We start from the raw sequence: 17063 nt of genomic DNA, 5'->3' as shown, positions 1-17063 counted from the left end.
ATAAGTAGACATTCACCCTGTATTTGTCTTACCTTTCAAACACTTACCTAGATTTTCGATAAAGACTTTTTCAAAGGATTCAATCTTCTTGACAAAATCTTGATAACTTTCGGCTTGTCCAGGTATTTGAATAGACCATTTCTTCAACAGGGCTCCATAGCCTGCTAACTTGCCTATCTCATTATCAACTACCTTTTCCTTGCTTGGAAAAACAAGCCCAGCCTGATCAGCTTTTAAAATATAAGAATAAGAAATCAGCTGGAACAAGTCCTCACGGTTAATTCCTTTTTCAGTAAATTCTAGTCTTTTATATTTAGCATCTAAAACTGTCCTTAGTTCTCTGTTATAAAAATCTGGGAAAACTTTTCGTTTACGATCAGAAAATACAGAAACACCGTCCGTCTTATCCTTATTTCGTGGATGGATGAAATCTTTTGGCAACAAGGTATAAACATACTCTTCCCAAAGCCAGGCAACATCAAAAAGAATACCATGGATTTTTTGCTCTTGGTATCCTAAACCGTGCTTTTCTCTGTTTAATATCATCAGACAAAGCTCTTGCAATTTTCTATACTCTCGAAAGTATGCATGACGAAGAGGCTTGGTTTGATTTAGTCGGATAATCTTAGCACGATCAGCTAGTTTATAAGATGGGGTTACACGAATAATTTCAGAGACATTTTCTCGACTTGTTAATAAATTATCAAGAACTCCTCCCCCTATGCTTCTCTGATTCTTCATGTATTCAATTGTATGACGGATCAGCTGCATGAGGGGATTATCATAAGTGAACTCTCTCGTTGTGTAGGCAATATTTCCCGTGAAAGGAACATTTCTTTTAAGATGATTTCCAACATCTATCACTCCCTTTACATGACTGTCATTATGAGAAAATCTCTGGTATTCCTTATAGAGACCTTTTCGGAGAGCAGCTTGCAGATACTTGGGAAAGAGGTAAACCAAGAGTTGATAGAGTTTGTCTGCAGGAGATAAACCAACATCCAAACTAGTCAGATTGATATTGAGTACCTTTTGTAAGAGATAATGCAAAAAGTGGTCGTTACTTCCATCAGAAAAACGAGAGGAAAGCGTTAATCTTTCCTGACCATATCCAAGAAAACCAATCACGTTTCCTGTCTTGATTTCCTGATTAACTGTTTCCAAAATCTTTTGGTCCTTGTCTAAATCAGGAGAATTCATCAAATCATTTGGAAAAATAAAAATATTGTCCTCTCGAGATAGGTTATCTAGTGTTCTATCACGGAGCGCTTGACTAAGTTTGGGATATTCTGCGACAAAGTCTTCTTTAACAATTTTATGCTGATTATCAGTTATCCGCATCATTATCACCAGTATCTTGGGGTTCTATTTGCTCGTTATTTGTAAGATCAAATGCTTTTTTCAATGTTTCCAGAGTTTCAGATTCTTCATAAGAACCTCGTACATAATCTTCTAAAAGTGGTTTGAGATAATCAGACCAGAGTAATTCATAATCATAATCCAATTCTTTTAAATTACGGAAATAACTTGGACCGATATGATAATGACTGTTTAGCTCCTGAACGTTCTCGATAGCAGCATTCAAGCTTCTTAGACGATTTTTAGCTTCTTCAGCATGCTCACCTAGTTCCTCATCTAGGATGTATAGTTGGCTTTCAGCAGTAACTTCAACAAAACGGAAACGACGACGCATAGCAAAATCAAAGGTATCAACTGAACGGTCAATATCATTCATGGTTCCAATGATATAGACATTCTCTGGAATATAGAACTTGTCATCAGTCTTGTGTAAGTTAGCATACTGAGTAGAAACACTTCCCTTTTCACCACGATATCCAGGGTCGATAGAGAAAAAGAGTTCGCCAAAAATCTTAGAAATCTCCCCACGATTGATCTCATCGATGATGAAGACAAAATTCTTGTCTGTTTCAACATCTTCTGGAGAAATATAGTCTTTCAAACCAAATCTTTTCTTTAAAGTTTCAAGGACTTTTTTTCCTTGGTTATGATAATAGGGCTGTTTCAGATAGTTTTTATCTTTATATAGTTCATAAACATAAGATTTTGTTAAGACAGTTCCTTGGGCTTTAGTTTCATAATTGATATTAAAATTATTTCGACTATTTACTGTTAGATAGGAAAATTCTGTCAAATATTCTTTTTCATCTCTGTTATTTACATACTCAAGATAAAGATCCCAAGCTTCATCAAAATTATCTTGACCTCCAATCTTCTTAGAATCTATAGCATTCTGACAAAACTTCTTAAAAATACCTTCTTTTAATTTAAAAAATATACTGCCATCCTCATTTGAATCCGGTCTTAAACCCTCAACAAAACCGGTCTTAAACCCTCAACAAAATCCGTATAATCATAGGAAGGGTGAAACTGTACAAATCCGATTTGGTCTTCGTTGCCATCCGTTAATTCTTTGGCAATTTCTTTAGCAAGATAGGTTTTACCTGTACCCGGTGCACCTCGGAGGATGAGGTTTTTGGATCGTAATAATATATTCTTATACTCGTTGATATTTTCTGACATGTTTATCTCTTCCTTTTCTGATTCTCTATAAAAACTAGTGAAATTATCATAAAACTCTTTTAAAATATCGTTAGGTTCAGCAGTTGATTCCAACTCTAAGTCCTTGACAAAGTATTTATAATCTAAATCTTCATCTCGATTATTACTATACCATTTTACTATTTTAAATTCTGTGAGTTTAAATCTCTGAAAACCACACCTTATATTTATCCATGAGTTATCCATGTCACTCAGCCGATAACCAAAGTAAGGTGATTTAATATATCCATTACCACTCTTTGGACCAAAATGACCTGTGTTAAGCATTTCAACTTTGTACGGAATACCCTCAATAGTCAGAGCAGGGTAAATATGTTCAGCTCCATCTAATTTTTGAGAACGTTTAATTTCTATATCTTTTGAATTATAGATATTTGCTTGATTCACAAATTTAGACAAAAATTCTTTGAAGTCTTTATAACACTCTGATTTAATTCCACTTTTTACAAATTCATAAGATTTATTTATAAAAGGTAAAATCTCATTTAATGAATTTTCATCCTCAATAAAATACTCAGCATCAAGTGTCCAACCGAATGAATCAGGCTTCTTATTAAACAACAAAATATCTGAGTCATGAAGACTCTTAGAGAGAACGGCAATCTTTATTCCTTTATTTTGAAAATTAATCTCTATAAAATTTTGTAACTTCCCTTTCCTATTTTTAACCTGAAAAGAAATATAACTTTTTGTTTGATTTTCAATTGCATCTGGGAATTCTTTTTTTATCCTGTCAATGAAAGTTTGTTTTGAAACCATTGTGTTTTCCTTGCTTATTAAAAATTTATTGTTAGACTTAAATTATATTTGTTTCGTTCAAAGTAAGATATTTTACTTTGAACGAAACTACATTCTATTAATATATTCTGCATCTAGCATATCATATCTATCAAAAAATGAAAAGAATTTCTAAAGAAAAAGCCTAGTGTAGAGAGCTTTATTACCTCATAACACTAGACTCTTTTTATCTTAATAATACTCTCCCTGACGGTAGTCCCATGAGTTAAAGGTATCTGACAGGTGCATCATAATCTTATCAATGTCAAGCCCTTTACGAATCACAACTGGGGCTGGTGAAGTTGAGCGTGCTCCGCCTTGTTCTGGAATCAATTTGCCGTCTTTATCCACCATAGACACCATCACACCTTGCTCGTAGCGAGTTTCAATCGTTTTGTCAGGTTGGATAGATGCCACATAGTCGTCTGCTTCAATGACAAGGTCCACTGCTCCTTCGATTCGTTCTCCGATACCTTCCACCTTACCGCGGTTTCCTTTTCCAGATGGGTTAGCTGATGAGGCATATACCATCTTGCCTTCTTCCCAAAGCTTGGCAGCCAATTGTTCACCAGCTTTACCAAACTTGATAACGAAACAGCTCGTTCCACGCACGTCAGTCATGAGTTCTTCGCGACCATCACCATATGCTTTCAATTTTTCAAAGGCTTCTGGTTTCCAAGGAAGGATACAACCAAGAAGAATATCTTCATCCCAATGTTTTTGGTAGAAGGCTTCAATTTCTGGGTTGAGTTGTGCTAAGGCGCGAAGCTCATCCATGCTCCCACAGAGAACCACACCAGGTTTATTACGGTTACGTTCTTTGGCTTCAAACTTACGTTCAAGACCAGCCTTATCGCTAGTCATGATGATGTAACCAACTTTAGTAGGGCAAACAATACAACCGCCCTCACCTTTTAAAATATCATAGCCTTCTTGTGAAAGTGTTCCGTTCCATTGAATGTGTTTTGTCATAGTTCTATTTCCTTTTCTATTTTTTTCTTCTAATCCTGCCAGTAGGCTGGTCGTTGTTTCTCATAAGCAGCAATCAAGTCTTCATACTGCAAAGTAATACCGATATCATCCAAACCATTTAAGAGCTTGTGTTTCCATTCGCTATCAATTTCAAAGGAGAATTCTCCGACTGGTGAGATGATTATTTGTTGTTCCAAGTCAACCGTCACTTGGTCAGTTGGTTGGAGCTGGGCGAGTTTTTCTCTAACTTCCCTAGGTTGAACAATGGGTAACATACCATTATTGAGTTCATTATTGTAATGAATATCTCCAAAAGATCCTGCAATCACGACCTTAAAGCCATAGTCTGCTAGTGCCCAAGCAGCGTGTTCCCTAGAGGAACCAGCCCCAAAGTTATCTCCTGTGATGAGAATACTCGCCTTGCGATATTCTGGTCGGTTAAAGACAAAGTCTGGATCCTCAGTGTACTTATCGTCCAGATAACGCCAAGCATACATGAGATATTTACCAAAACCTTTCTTGTCAATCAATTTCAGAAACTGTTTGGGAAGAATTTGGTCGGTGTCAATATTATCATTCATAAGAGGAACAGTCGTTCCTGTATAAACAGTAAATTTTTCCATATCCTCTCCTTACTGGGCTTCTGGCATTTGTCGAACATCTACGAAGCGCCCTGCAATAGCTGCTGCTGCTGCCATGGCTGGACTGCAGAGGTGTGTTTTAGCACCAAAACCTTGTCTGTCTTCAAAGTTGCGATTACTGGTTGAGGCACAGTGAACACCATCTGGTACTTTGTCAGGATTCATTCCTAGGCACATGGAGCAACCTGGGTCTCTCCACTCAAAACCAGCATCTTGGAAAACCTTATCCAAGCCCAACTTTTCAGCAGCTCGCTTGACTGGTCGAGAACCAGGTACCACGATAGCCGTCAAATTTGGTGCGATCTTCTTCCCTTCTACAAATCGAGCAGCCAGTTGCAAGTCACTGAGCCGAGCATTTGTACAAGAGCCAATAAAGACATAGCCTAGTTGGATATCTGCTGGTTTCTGACCTGGTTGTAAATCCATGTAATGATAAGCACGTTCATCATTCATATCCTTTATTTCTGGGAAGCTACTATCAAAGTCAACACCCATAGCAGGATTGGTTCCCCAAGTCACCATAGGAGCTAGGTCTGAGACATCCATTCGGATAACCTTGTCATAAACGGCATCGTCGTCGCTAACAAGCCTTTTCCAATCAGCTACTGCCGCATCAAAATCCTTGGGAACACACTCTCGACCCTTCAAATAATCATAAGTCCTCTGATCTGGATTCATAATTCCCATCTTAGAGCCAAACTCAATGGACATATTGCAGATGGTCATTCGCTCTTCCATGCTCAGTGCATCAATAGCCTGACCTCGATACTCCACCACGTAGCCAACACCACAAGCAACACCGTATTTGGCAATCAAGACCAGAATGAAATCTTTGGCATAGACTCCTTTTTTAGGGACACCAGTAAATTCTACCAACATTTTCTTGGGCTTAACTTGCCAAATGGTTTGGGTTGCAAATACGTGCTCGACCTCACTGGTTCCAATTCCGAAGGCAATCGCTCCAAAAGCTCCGTGGGTAGCTGTATGGCTATCTCCACAGACAATGAATTTCCCAGGTTGTGTTCTTCCTGTTTCTGGACCAACCATGTGAACGATGCCCTGTTTTTCAGAACCATGGGCCGCATGTTCAATCCCGAATTCCTCAACATTTTCAGCAAGCTTATCAATTTGTGCCTTAGAAATCACATCTCGAATATCGTAGATATTGACTGTCGGGACATTGTGGTCAAAGGTTCCAAATGTTAAATCGGGTCGTCTCAATCTACGTCCTGCATCTCGCAATCCTTGAAAAGCTTGAGGACTGGTCACCTCGTGAATATAGTGCTGATCTACATACATGAGTTGAGGCTGCCCTTCTTCTCCTGTAATCACATGGAGGTCCCATAATTTATCAAAAATTGATTTTCCTGCCATCCATTACCTCCATATCAAATACAAAGTTACTAGTGTAGTCACTATTCCTAGGAACCAAACCGTTTTAAAATACCATTTTCTAGTCTTGTGGTGAAAGGTAATACCTGCCAACCAAGCACCAAAACCACCACATAAGAATGCAAATAATAATAAATATTTTTCAGGGATGCGCCAAGCATCTCTTCTTGCCTTAAATTTGTCAATGCCATAGATGATAAAAGTCAAAAGATTCCAAATCAAGAGAGCAAAAGTAATTTCTTCGTTTAGTTTCATATTCTTGCGATAATGGCTTCTGTCATTTCCTTAGTCGAAGCCTGTCCTCCTATATCTCTCGTTAAAATGCCAGCAGCTAAAGTTTCTTCTACAGCATGTTCGATACGCTGCGCATCCTCATAACGTCCAAAGCTGTCTCGCAACATCATAGCGACTGATAAAATCATGGAAATAGGATTGGCAATTCCTTGGCCTGCAATATCAGGTGCCGAACCGTGAATCGGTTCATAGAGACTAGGACCATCTTCAGAGTGGCTGGCTGATGGCATAACCCCGAGTGTACCAGATAGAACGCTTGATTCATCAGATAAGATATCTCCGAAAAGATTCTCTGTCACGATAACATCAAACTTGGCTGGATTTGTAATCATGAGCATGGCAGCTGAGTCAACCAGCTGATGCTCCAAGGTTACATCTGGAAAATCTTTTACGACTTCATCAGCAACTCTCCGCCATAGTTTTGATGTTGCCAAAACATTTTGCTTATCGATACTGGTAACTATTTTTCTCCGACTTCTTGCGGTTTCAAAGGCCTTGCGAATAATCCGCTCCACTTCCTCATAACTGTAGTCGTTGATATCACGAGCTTTGCGCTCTTCAAGGATATGATCACCAAAGTAAATACCGCCTGTCAACTCACGTACTACTACAAAGTCAACACCAGTTATTCGTTCTGGCTTCAGAGGTGACAAATGCTTGAGACTCTCAAAGATTTTTACCGGACGAATATTAGCATAGAGATTGAGTTCCTTACGAAGAGCCAGCAAGCCTTGTTCAGGTCTAACTGGAGCATCATCATACTGAGGACTACCGATAGCTGCTAGGAGAATAGCATCCGCTTCTCTAGAAGCCTTGAGCGTTTCGTCTGGCAAGGGATGTCCTGCAGCATCAATACCTGCACCTCCGAAAGGTCGTCTGTCAATCTCATAGTCAAAACCTGTTTTTTCAGATATAGATGCTAGAACTTCTAAACCAGCTTCCATGATTTCAGGTCCGATACCATCACCTGCTAGGGCAACTATTTTTCTTGTCATAGCTTTCTCCTTTACACGCTAGGCATGTCGCGATAGGAAACTGTTGTTCCCATCTCACCAGCATTCTCTTTCTGAACAAAGGTATTGGCATTAATGTAGGCAATAGCCGAAGCCTTCAACACATCGAAATCAAGTCCAGCTGCGTTAAAGATAGTCTCTGTATCTCTGTTTTCAACAGTGACCAATACACGTGCCTGGGCATCAATCCCATCAGTTACCGCATCAATCGTATAGGATACCAAGCGAACAGATTGATTAAAGAATTTATCAATAGCATTGAAGATAGCTTCAACAGAACCTTGACCTGCTGCATTAAATTCAACTTTCTCACCATCAAAATTAGCTAATCTAACTGTCGCTTCAATGTCATTTTCAGAATGGGTTTGAAGTTGCAAGTCATCAAAGTGGAAGCCTTCTGGATTTTCAACCATGGTGCCAGCTACCAGAGCTCGAATATCAGCATCTGTGATTTCTTGCTTCTTATCTGCTAAGGCCTTGAACTTAGCAAAGAGTGGCTTGATATCTTCGTCTGTAAAGTCTAGAGCCAAATCTCTTAGTTTCTCAACAAAAGCATGGCGACCAGACAATTTACCCAGTGGAAGACTATTACTCTTGGCACCAACCAATTCAGGTGTAATGATTTCATAAGTGAGAGGATTTTTAAGAACACCGTCTTGGTGAATGCCTGATTCATGAGAGAAGGCATTCCCACCGACAACTGCCTTATTTTTAGGAACTGGAATTCCTGAGAAGCGAGAAACCATTTCGGATGTATTAATCGTTTCGTTTAGGACGATACTTGTCTCTGCTTGGTAGTAATCTTGGCGAATATTGAGAGCCACTGCTATTTCTTCTAAAGCAGCATTCCCAGCTCTTTCTCCAATACCATTAATGGTTCCTTCAACACGCCCTGCCCCATTTTTAACAGCAGCAAGGCTATTTGCAACTGCCATTCCAAGGTCATCGTGACAGTGAGGCGAATAGATAATCTGACGGTCGGTTTTAACATTGTCAATCAGATACTTGAAGATATTCCCATATTCCTCGGGTGTGGTAAAACCAACCGTGTCAGGAATATTGATATAGGTTGCCCCTGCGTCTACCGCTGTTTGAACGACTTGTAGGAGAAAGTCCAGCTCAGTTCTAGTCGCATCTTCAGGAGAGAATTCTACCACTTCAAATTTACAACGTGCATAGGAAACATGCTCTTTAATAGCTTCCAAAATTTCCTCTTTGCTTTTATTCAACTTAAATTCACGATGGATAGGACTAGTAGCGATAAAAACATGGATTTGTGGATACTTAGCATCCTTAAGTGCTTCATAACAAGCGTCAATATCTGATTTAACAGAGCGAGCTAAACCAGTCACCGCTGTTTTCTTCAAGACTTTTGCAATTTCCTGAACTGCAGTAAATGAGTCAGGACTAGCTGCTGGAAAACCAGCTTCAATGGCCGAAATTCCCCATTTTTCCAGTTGTCTTGCAATGGCAATCTTTTCCTTAATAGAAAAATTAACACCTGGTGTCTGCTCACCATCTCGAAGGCTAGTATCTAGAAATTCAACTGTTCTCATAAGATTTCCCCTTTTCTAAATTTGGTTTAAAAAAAACATCTCGCTCGGAGTTCCAAGCGAGATGTTGATTTACTCCCGCTTGGTAAGCCAAACAGGACTAATGCTTTTGCACTAGCCCGAGTACCTCAACAACAAAGCAAATTGATTAAACTTAGCTGTTTTCATGTTTGACTTTCTCCTTCGTTTGATATCTTGTTTAGTATTTTAGCATAGGAAAAAACACATGTCAAGAAAAAATCCAATATTTTCTGAAAATTTCTTCAGTAAAGAATATTTTGCTAATTGAAAGTATTTGAAAAATCAAGTAAATATAATTACTTTTTCAAGGTCAAGTTCCAACTTTTTTCGATCAATTCTAGCATCTCTTCATCTGATAAACTATCATCCAGTGGCACACTAATCCAGTAGCGCTTATTCATATGAAAGGCTGGATAAATCCCTTTTTTTACCAACAAATCAGATACTTGATCATGTTTGAGATTGACTGCTTCCACTAATCCTTCTCTACCCTTTTCAAGCTTATCCCAAGAAATCTTCATAAGAACCGCATACCACTTCTGATTATTTTCATGGCGTAAAATCGCAGTATCAGGAGATTTCTCCCATAAGTATTCTAATTGATTTTCATACTTTTCTTGAACACGAGTCATGATTCTCTTGGTCTGAGGATAGATAAAATCCTGCACATCAAAACAAGACTTTCGGATTTCATAAAGAACTTCTAAACAAGCCTCTCGAACAGTTCCAACAAACGTACCTCTCATACTTGCAATATGAACTTGAGGATAAAGATCGCCAGTTTCTTGGTCATAAACTTGAAAACTTAAGTCTCCATCCTCAACTGTAACTATCATGAAAAAATCTCCGTGCAAGATAGTCGAACTATGGTTCCATACGCCTTGATTTTCTACAAATCCATACTCTTTAGCTTTTTTACTATTAAACTGATAAGCTTTAAAAATTTCAAACATAAGTGAAAACTGCTACCAAAAGCTAGCAGTTCCTTTCTATTTTTTAAAAGACGACCTTAGTTCCATGTAATTGTGTCACGCCCAGTTGGTCAATAAAGGTTTGACGGTTGTCCATGTCAATCCCTCCACCAGGTAAAATTTCAATTTTTCCTGCAGCGTGTTCTAGAATTCTATGATAGTGAGCAAAACGTTTCTCTAACGAGTCGCCAGATACACCAGCACGAGTCAGAATGCGTGTCACTCCAGCTTGGCTAAGCCAATCAATAGCTTCCAACTGATCTTGGTCGCTCAATTCATCAAAAGCCATATGGAAAACAATTTCCATACCTTTAGATGCAGCAATCAACTTTTCAAGATTGGCCTTATCCAATTTCTTATCTGCTGTTAAGGCACCGAAGACGACCCCTTGGCTACCTGCCTGAGCAGTTAGACGAATATCCTCAAGCATGATGGCAATTTCTAAATCATTGTAGACAAAATCACCACCACGTGGTCGAATCATAGTCATAATGGTCGTATCGTAGTCGGTAGCCAGTTCCACAGCTGCCTTAGTCACTCCGTAGCTTGGAGTTGTTCCACCAACTGCTAGATTGTCACAAAGCTCGATGCGACGAGCTCCTGCCTGCATAGCTTTTTCAAGCAAGGTTACATTTTCAGCACAAAATTCGTAAATCATTTGATTCTCCTTGAAGATTACTTTAAATTTATTATATCATATTATTTCGAATATGTTTTTGTTTTTATCAAGGAAAATCGTTACTTATTAAAGTTATTCTTTATCAGGAATAACCTTGAAAAGATAGTAGGTGATAAAGATGGTTAAACATCCCAAACCGATTTTGACTGGTAAAAGAGGAGCAAAATAAATGGAAATTCCCATCAAGATATAAATCGATACAATAATTTTTTTCTTACGTTCACGCGCAATAGACTTGGTCTCACGAAAGTCCGCCACGTAAGTCTGATAAAGTTTGGTATGATAAAGCCAATCTTCAAAACGCTTGGAACTTCTCGAAAAACAAGCAATAGACAACAAAAGAAAAGGAGTCGTGGGCAACAAGGGCAAGACAACTCCAACAATAGCCAGAGCTAATGACAGAAATCCAATAATCAGATAGATAATACGCATAACTTCTCCTAGTTAATACTCTTCGAAAATTAAATTCAAACCACGTCAGCGTCGCCTTACCGTATATATGTTACTGACTTCGTCAGTTCTATCTACAACCTCAAAGCAGTGCTTTGAGCAGCCTGCGGCTAGCTTCCTAGTTTGCTCTTTGATTTTCATTGAGTATAAAATAATCTTCTTCTAGTTTCACATACAATGATGAATTTTGTCAAGCCTTTACTAAAAAGAGCCTGAAATTTACTTTCAGGACTCATTTTATTTGATTTTTTCTTCTTCGTAATCACCATTGCTACAAACGATCTGCTTACCGCCACCACGGACTTTTTTCTCCATGAGGAAGTTACCACATTTTGGACAATCTCGGCCAACAGGCTTGTCCCAAGAAGTGAATTCACACTCTGGATAGCGATTGCAACCATAGAAGATACGATTACGCTTGGTTTTTCGTTCAATAATTTGTCCTTGATGACAGCTTGGACATTCGACTCCAATCTCTTTAACGATAGCCTGTGTATGACGGCAATCTGGGAAATTGCTACAAGCATAGAACTTACCAAAACGACCAAGTTTAATGACCATCGGACTGCCACACTCTTCACAATCAAATCCTGCTGGCTCATCCTTGATTTGGATTTTTTCCATTTCCTCTTCGGCTTTGGCAACCTCTTTAGAGAAGGGTTTATAAAATTCATCAATGACTCGTTGCCACTGCTCTTTTCCAACTTCGACATCATCCAGTTTACCTTCCATTTCAGCTGTAAAGGTTACATTGACGATATCAGGGAAATATTCAACGATGAGCTTGTTAACAATTTCTCCCAATTCTGTCGGTTCAAAACGCTTGGCTGCTAAACGCACATAATAGCGCTTTTGAATGGTTTCAATAGTGGGTGCATAAGTTGATGGACGCCCAACACCATTTTCTTCCAAAGTCTTAATCAGTGTCGCTTCCGAATAACGTGCTGGCGGTTGAGTGAAGTGCTGCTCAGGTTTACTATTGACCTGCTTGACGACATCACCAACTGCCATATCCGGCAACATCTTATTCTTATCTGAATCATTGTAAATGGCCAAGTAACCATCAAATTTAACCTGACTACCATTCGCTGCAAACTGAACTCCATTTTGAGAGAGCTTCACAGCCATGGTATCAAAGATAGCACCCGTCATCTGACTCGCTACAAAGCGATTCCAGATAAGGGTATAAAGCTTAAGTTGGTCTTTATCCAAATACTTAGCAATTTTTTCTGGCGTGTTAAAGACACTTGATGGGCGGATAGCCTCATGGGCATCCTGTGCACCAGTCGCATTCTTTACCTTGCTGCCATGTTTAGAATATTTACTGCCAAAACGTTCATTAATGTAGTTTGCAGCTTCATTTTGAGCAACTGGACTGATACGAGTCGAGTCTGTACGCATATAGGTAATCAAACCTTGGACGCCCGTACCAATATTAATCCCTTCATAGAGTTGCTGGGCAACCATCATGGTCTTTCGAGTACGGAAATTGATTTTATTAGCTGCATCCATCTGCATAGTTGAGGTAGTATAAGGGAGTGGAGCGTTACGCTTGCGTTCTTTTTTATCTACCTGATCAACTGTAAAGTCTTTGCTGGATAGATGAGACAAGACTTCTTTGACCTCTTCATTGCTTGTCAATTTCATCTTCTTGCCATTCATTCCATAGAAGGATGCTTGGAATTGCTTAGTCCCCTTTTTGAAGACTCCATCAATCGTCCAATATTCTTCCGGTTGAAAAGCATTGATATCATTTTCACGGTCAATGATTAACTTGAGAGCAACAGACTGAACACGCCCTGCTGATAAGCCCTTCTTAACCTTTTTCCATAAAATTGGTGAAATTGAATAACCTACCAAGCGGTCCAAGACACGACGGGCTTGTTGGGCATCCACCAAATCCATGTCAATCTTACGAGGTTCTTTAAAGGCATTTTTTACCGCATCTTTTGTAATCTCATTGAAAACAACACGGTTAGCATCATTCTCATCTAGATTCAAAATATGAGCCAAATGCCAAGAAATAGCTTCTCCTTCACGGTCCGGGTCACTTGCGAGGAAGACTTTATTGGATTTTTTAGCTTCTTTTTTCAAGTCATTGATGAGAGGACCTTTTCCGCGAATATTGATATATTGGGGCTCGTAGTTATTCTCAAAATCGACCGACATACTGGATTTTTTCAAATCACGGATATGACCGACACTTGCTAAAACTTTATAGTTTCTACCCAAATATTTTTCAATCGTTTTAGCCTTTGCAGGCGACTCCACGATTACTAGATTTTTTTTAACTGTTGATTTTTTCTTCTTTGTTGCCGTAGCCACAGTATCACACCTTTTCAAAGTAATAAACTTTATAAAGTGTAAACCATTTTTAGAGACCTGTCAAGACTTAACTACTATATATAGAAGAAAAGTTTGATTATTGAAATCTTATAGACTTCTAAAATTCAAATTCTGTCAAGACATCTTGACCACTTGTAACCAGCTTTGCCCCCTCTTGTACCAAATGATGACAACCATCTGAACGTCCATCTAGAATACTACCTGGAATGGCAAAGACATCTCTTCCTTCTTCCATAGATCGTTCACATGTAATCAAACTTCCTGAACGCATCTTAGCTTCTGCAACGATTACCCCCCTACATAACCCTGCTATAATCCGATTTCTTGCTGGAAAATGGTATTTCAAAGGTTCTTCACCAGGCCCATATTCACTGAGGAGCAAGTGATGTTGACCGATGTAGTCCTGCAAACGTTTATTCGATCTAGGATAGTAGACATCTAAGCCAGTACCAATGACAGCAATAGTTTTTCCGCCACTTTGAAGAATAGACATATGCGCTGCCGTATCAATTCCCCTAGCAAGACCACTGACAATGACTAGTTCATTCTCCAATTCTTGAACAACCTTACGGACTGATTTTGTACCTGACTGACTACAAGTGCGACTTCCAACAACCGCAATTTTGGGCAACTTTAATAAGTTTATATCCCCCTTATAGAAAAGCAGAACTGGTGCGTCGTAGATTTCACAAAGGGCAAAAGGGTAGACATCATCTAAAATGGAAAATGATGGAAATTTCTCAAAATCTCTCTTTAAACGATCCATACTCTCAAGGCTTAGTTTGTGGTATCGTTCCATAAAGAGAATGGGATTACGACATTCAGATGCTTCTGCTATGGTCTCTAAAGTCAATTCCTGATCATAAATTTCTCCATATTGAAGAACCTTTAGAACTTGTTGATTACTCAGACCTGCTTGTTTTAACTTATAAATCTCAAAATTATCAATCTTAATTTTCATGATAGACTCCTTGTTTTTCTCTCTATCTATTTATTCGTAGAAAAAGAAAAAAACTTCCCAACAATTTTACTTGTTTAGAAAGTTTTTTATATTAGTTATCTTAGTAATCAGGACGAAGGACTCCAGTGACAGTTGCCTTGGTTGCTTCGTAATCCCCATCAATAACAACCTTGATAATGCGTTTAGCATCCTCTTCAGGCGCAGGAACCAAAGGTAGACGAGTTGGCCCAGCTTCGAATCCCATATAGTTGAGTACTGCCTTAACAGGTGCTGGACTTGGGTAAGAGAAGAGAGCGTTGACTTTAGGAATAAATTTACGTTGAATAGCTGCCGCTTTCTTCATATCACTTTCTTCGATTGCAGTAAACATTTCATGCATCTCATCTCCATTTGTATGGGAAGCAACAGAGATAACTCCGTCTGCACCAAGGTTCATAGCATGAAAAGCATCACCATCCTCACCAGTGTACACCAAGAATTCATCTGGTTTATGCTCAATCAAGTAAGCCATATTGGCAAGACTGGTACATTCTTTGACACCGATAATGTTTGGATGTTCCGCCAAACGAAGTAAGGTATCAGGAGTCATTTCGACAACTACACGACCTGGAATGTTATAGATGATAATTGGCAAATCAGAGGCATCTGCAATGGCTTTAAAGTGCTGATACATACCTTCTTGGGATGGTTTATTATAGTAAGGAACAATCGCAAGACCAGCCGCAAAACCGCCAAACTCTGCTACCTCTTTGACAAACTCAATAGAGTCACGTGTATCATTGGTACCAACACCAGCGATTAAAGGAACTCGTCCGTTGACAACCTTTTGAACAGCCGCAAACAACTGCAACTCCTCATCGTGAGTTAGAGTCGGACTCTCAGCAGTTGTTCCTGCTAGGAGAATTCCATCTGTATGATGTGCTAATAAATGTTCAATCAACTTTGGAATGGCATCGAAATTGATAGAGCCATCTTCATGAAAAGGAGTAATAAAGGCCGTGATAATTTTACAATCTTTTAAATCTTGATAAGACATACAAAACACCTCTCTATTTTAAAGAAGGAGTTCAAAAGAACTCCTACACATTATTTCAATTCAAATTTTAATTCAGCTGTTGGACGAACCAATCCACGTTCGTGAAGTGTTTCTGCAATTTGTACTGAGTTCCAAGCGGCACCTTTAAGAAGGTTATCAGATACTACCCACATGTGGATACCTTTTTCTGCATCCAAATCTTTACGGATACGTCCAACGAAAGTATCACGTGAACCAACAGCATTAACTGCTTGAGGATAGATTTGGTGAGCAACATCATCTTCAAGAACTGCACCTGGGAATGCAGCAATAGCAGCTTTCACTTCTTCAATTGGTGCTACTTCTTTTGTTTCAATATAGACTGACTCAGAGTGAGCTGACAAAACTGGAATACGTACACATGTTGCTGATACGGCAATGCTATCGTCTTCCATGATCTTCTTGGTTTCATTGGTCATCTTCATTTCTTCGTAAGTGTAGTCATTATCAGTGAAGACATCGATTTGAGGAAGGGCATTAAAAGCAATTGGATAGTGTTTCTTATCGCCACCTGAAGGCAAGATTTCCGCATGCAAATCACGTGGATTCACGCCATCATTCAAGACTTCACGAAGCTCACGTTGAGTTTCAAGAATTGCTCCCATACCAGCACCTGAAACAGCTTGGTAAGTTGAAACGATAATACGGTCCAATCCCCATTTTTGACGAACGGGCTCAAGAGCCACCATCATTTGAATTGTTGAACAGTTAGGACAAGAGATAATTCCGTTGTGAGCATCAAGGGCGTGGGCATTCACTTCAGGAACAACCAATGGTACATCTGGATTTTGACGGAAATAAGAAGTGTTATCTACGACGACTGCGCCTGCCTTAACAGCATAAGGTGCATATTTTGCAGAAGTTGATCCACCAGCTGAGAAAAGAGCAATATCAACCCCTTCAAAAGCGTCTTCTGTTGTTTCTTCGATGGTCACATCTTGACCTTTGAATTGCAAAATCTTTCCTGCAGAACGTGCAGACGCAAGGTAACGAATCTTATCGATAGGAAGAGTTGATTCTTCCAACATTTTGATCATTTGAGCACCAACGGCACCTGTAGCGCCGACAACAGCAACTGTGTATCCCATAACAAACCTCTTTCGGAATTTTCTAAAAATTTCTATAATAGAAACATTATACTACTTTTTACCAAAATTGAAAAGTCTTTTTCCTATCTATTTTCTGAAATTGACAAGAAAAAGGTTCGCTAATGTACTGACCCCAAAAAGTTAGACAATTAATTTAAGCAAAGGATTTAATTCTGTATTGTACAGGACTAAGTCCTTTTAGTTTTACCTTAATTCGTTTGTTGTTGTAGTAATCAATATAGTCTACAAT

15 protein-coding genes and 1 pseudogene are annotated in these 17063 nt (G+C 39.0%); all 16 read right to left on the bottom strand.

From position 1 onward, the window contains the following. Nucleotides 1–12: 12 nt before the first annotated feature. The gene (locus QM917_RS03790) at nucleotides 13–1344 is read right to left on the bottom strand and encodes an McrC family protein (RefSeq protein ID WP_414284902.1); all 1332 of its coding nucleotides are present in this window, start codon (nucleotides 1342–1344) and stop codon (nucleotides 13–15) included. Next, nucleotides 1328–3339: pseudogene (locus QM917_RS03785) on the bottom strand (McrB family protein). Before QM917_RS03785 ends, QM917_RS03790 begins: the two are co-directional and overlap by 17 nt. Nucleotides 3340–3549: 210 nt before the next feature. Continuing rightward, nucleotides 3550–4329 carry an L-threonylcarbamoyladenylate synthase gene (locus QM917_RS03780; protein WP_000160505.1) on the bottom strand — a complete coding sequence of 260 codons (780 nt, stop codon included), beginning with the start codon at nucleotides 4327–4329 and terminating at the stop codon, nucleotides 3550–3552. A 29-nt stretch (nucleotides 4330–4358) separates the two neighbouring features. Then, nucleotides 4359–4952, bottom strand: coding sequence for a 3-isopropylmalate dehydratase small subunit (gene leuD, locus QM917_RS03775; protein WP_414284900.1), 594 nt, complete (start codon nucleotides 4950–4952; stop codon nucleotides 4359–4361). Nucleotides 4953–4961: 9 nt separating this feature from the next. Then, complete coding sequence (gene leuC, locus QM917_RS03770) at nucleotides 4962–6344, bottom strand: 3-isopropylmalate dehydratase large subunit (protein WP_414284898.1); 1383 nt, start codon at nucleotides 6342–6344, stop codon at nucleotides 4962–4964. Nucleotides 6345–6347: 3 nt separating this feature from the next. Further along, nucleotides 6348–6617 carry a DUF1294 domain-containing protein gene (locus QM917_RS03765; protein ID WP_414284897.1) on the bottom strand — a complete coding sequence of 90 codons (270 nt, stop codon included), beginning with the start codon at nucleotides 6615–6617 and terminating at the stop codon, nucleotides 6348–6350. Further along, nucleotides 6614–7651 (bottom strand): 3-isopropylmalate dehydrogenase, encoded by a 1038-nt coding sequence (leuB, locus tag QM917_RS03760; protein ID WP_414284895.1) that lies wholly within the window; start codon nucleotides 7649–7651, stop codon nucleotides 6614–6616. The genes QM917_RS03765 and leuB overlap by 4 nt, the downstream gene beginning before the upstream one ends. Nucleotides 7652–7662: 11 nt before the next feature. Next, nucleotides 7663–9225 carry a 2-isopropylmalate synthase gene (locus QM917_RS03755; RefSeq protein WP_414284893.1) on the bottom strand — a complete coding sequence of 521 codons (1563 nt, stop codon included), beginning with the start codon at nucleotides 9223–9225 and terminating at the stop codon, nucleotides 7663–7665. Nucleotides 9226–9539: 314 nt separating this feature from the next. Further along, complete coding sequence (locus QM917_RS03750; RefSeq protein WP_414284891.1) at nucleotides 9540–10196, bottom strand: MmcQ/YjbR family DNA-binding protein; 657 nt, start codon at nucleotides 10194–10196, stop codon at nucleotides 9540–9542. Nucleotides 10197–10239: 43 nt separating this feature from the next. Continuing rightward, nucleotides 10240–10872: a copper homeostasis protein CutC gene (locus QM917_RS03745; RefSeq protein WP_414284889.1), complete on the bottom strand. Its 633-nt coding sequence runs from the start codon at nucleotides 10870–10872 to the stop codon at nucleotides 10240–10242. A gap of 93 nt (nucleotides 10873–10965) precedes the next feature. Further along, nucleotides 10966–11325: a YbaN family protein gene (locus tag QM917_RS03740; protein ID WP_045763427.1), complete on the bottom strand. Its 360-nt coding sequence runs from the start codon at nucleotides 11323–11325 to the stop codon at nucleotides 10966–10968. Nucleotides 11326–11580: 255 nt separating this feature from the next. Continuing rightward, entirely contained in the window at nucleotides 11581–13668 is a 2088-nt protein-coding gene (gene topA / locus QM917_RS03735; RefSeq protein WP_414284887.1) for a type I DNA topoisomerase, read from the bottom strand. Nucleotides 13669–13786: 118 nt separating this feature from the next. Continuing rightward, nucleotides 13787–14650: a DNA-processing protein DprA gene (gene dprA / locus QM917_RS03730; RefSeq protein ID WP_414284885.1), complete on the bottom strand. Its 864-nt coding sequence runs from the start codon at nucleotides 14648–14650 to the stop codon at nucleotides 13787–13789. A 100-nt stretch (nucleotides 14651–14750) separates the two neighbouring features. After that, complete coding sequence (gene dapA, locus QM917_RS03725) at nucleotides 14751–15686, bottom strand: 4-hydroxy-tetrahydrodipicolinate synthase (RefSeq protein ID WP_414284883.1); 936 nt, start codon at nucleotides 15684–15686, stop codon at nucleotides 14751–14753. A 50-nt stretch (nucleotides 15687–15736) separates the two neighbouring features. Further along, complete coding sequence (locus QM917_RS03720; protein ID WP_414284881.1) at nucleotides 15737–16813, bottom strand: aspartate-semialdehyde dehydrogenase; 1077 nt, start codon at nucleotides 16811–16813, stop codon at nucleotides 15737–15739. Between the two features lie 154 nt (nucleotides 16814–16967). Continuing rightward, on the bottom strand, nucleotides 16968–17063 hold a 96-nt coding region (locus QM917_RS03715; RefSeq protein WP_414267217.1), incomplete at its 5' end, for an IS3 family transposase.

It is taken from the genome of Streptococcus infantis, from assembly GCF_047460685.1.
GTDB classification, from domain to species: Bacteria; Bacillota; Bacilli; order Lactobacillales; family Streptococcaceae; genus Streptococcus; species Streptococcus infantis_AD.
The sequence above is the reverse complement of the archived record's forward strand: the minus strand, read 5'-3'. Positions and strand labels throughout refer to the sequence as shown.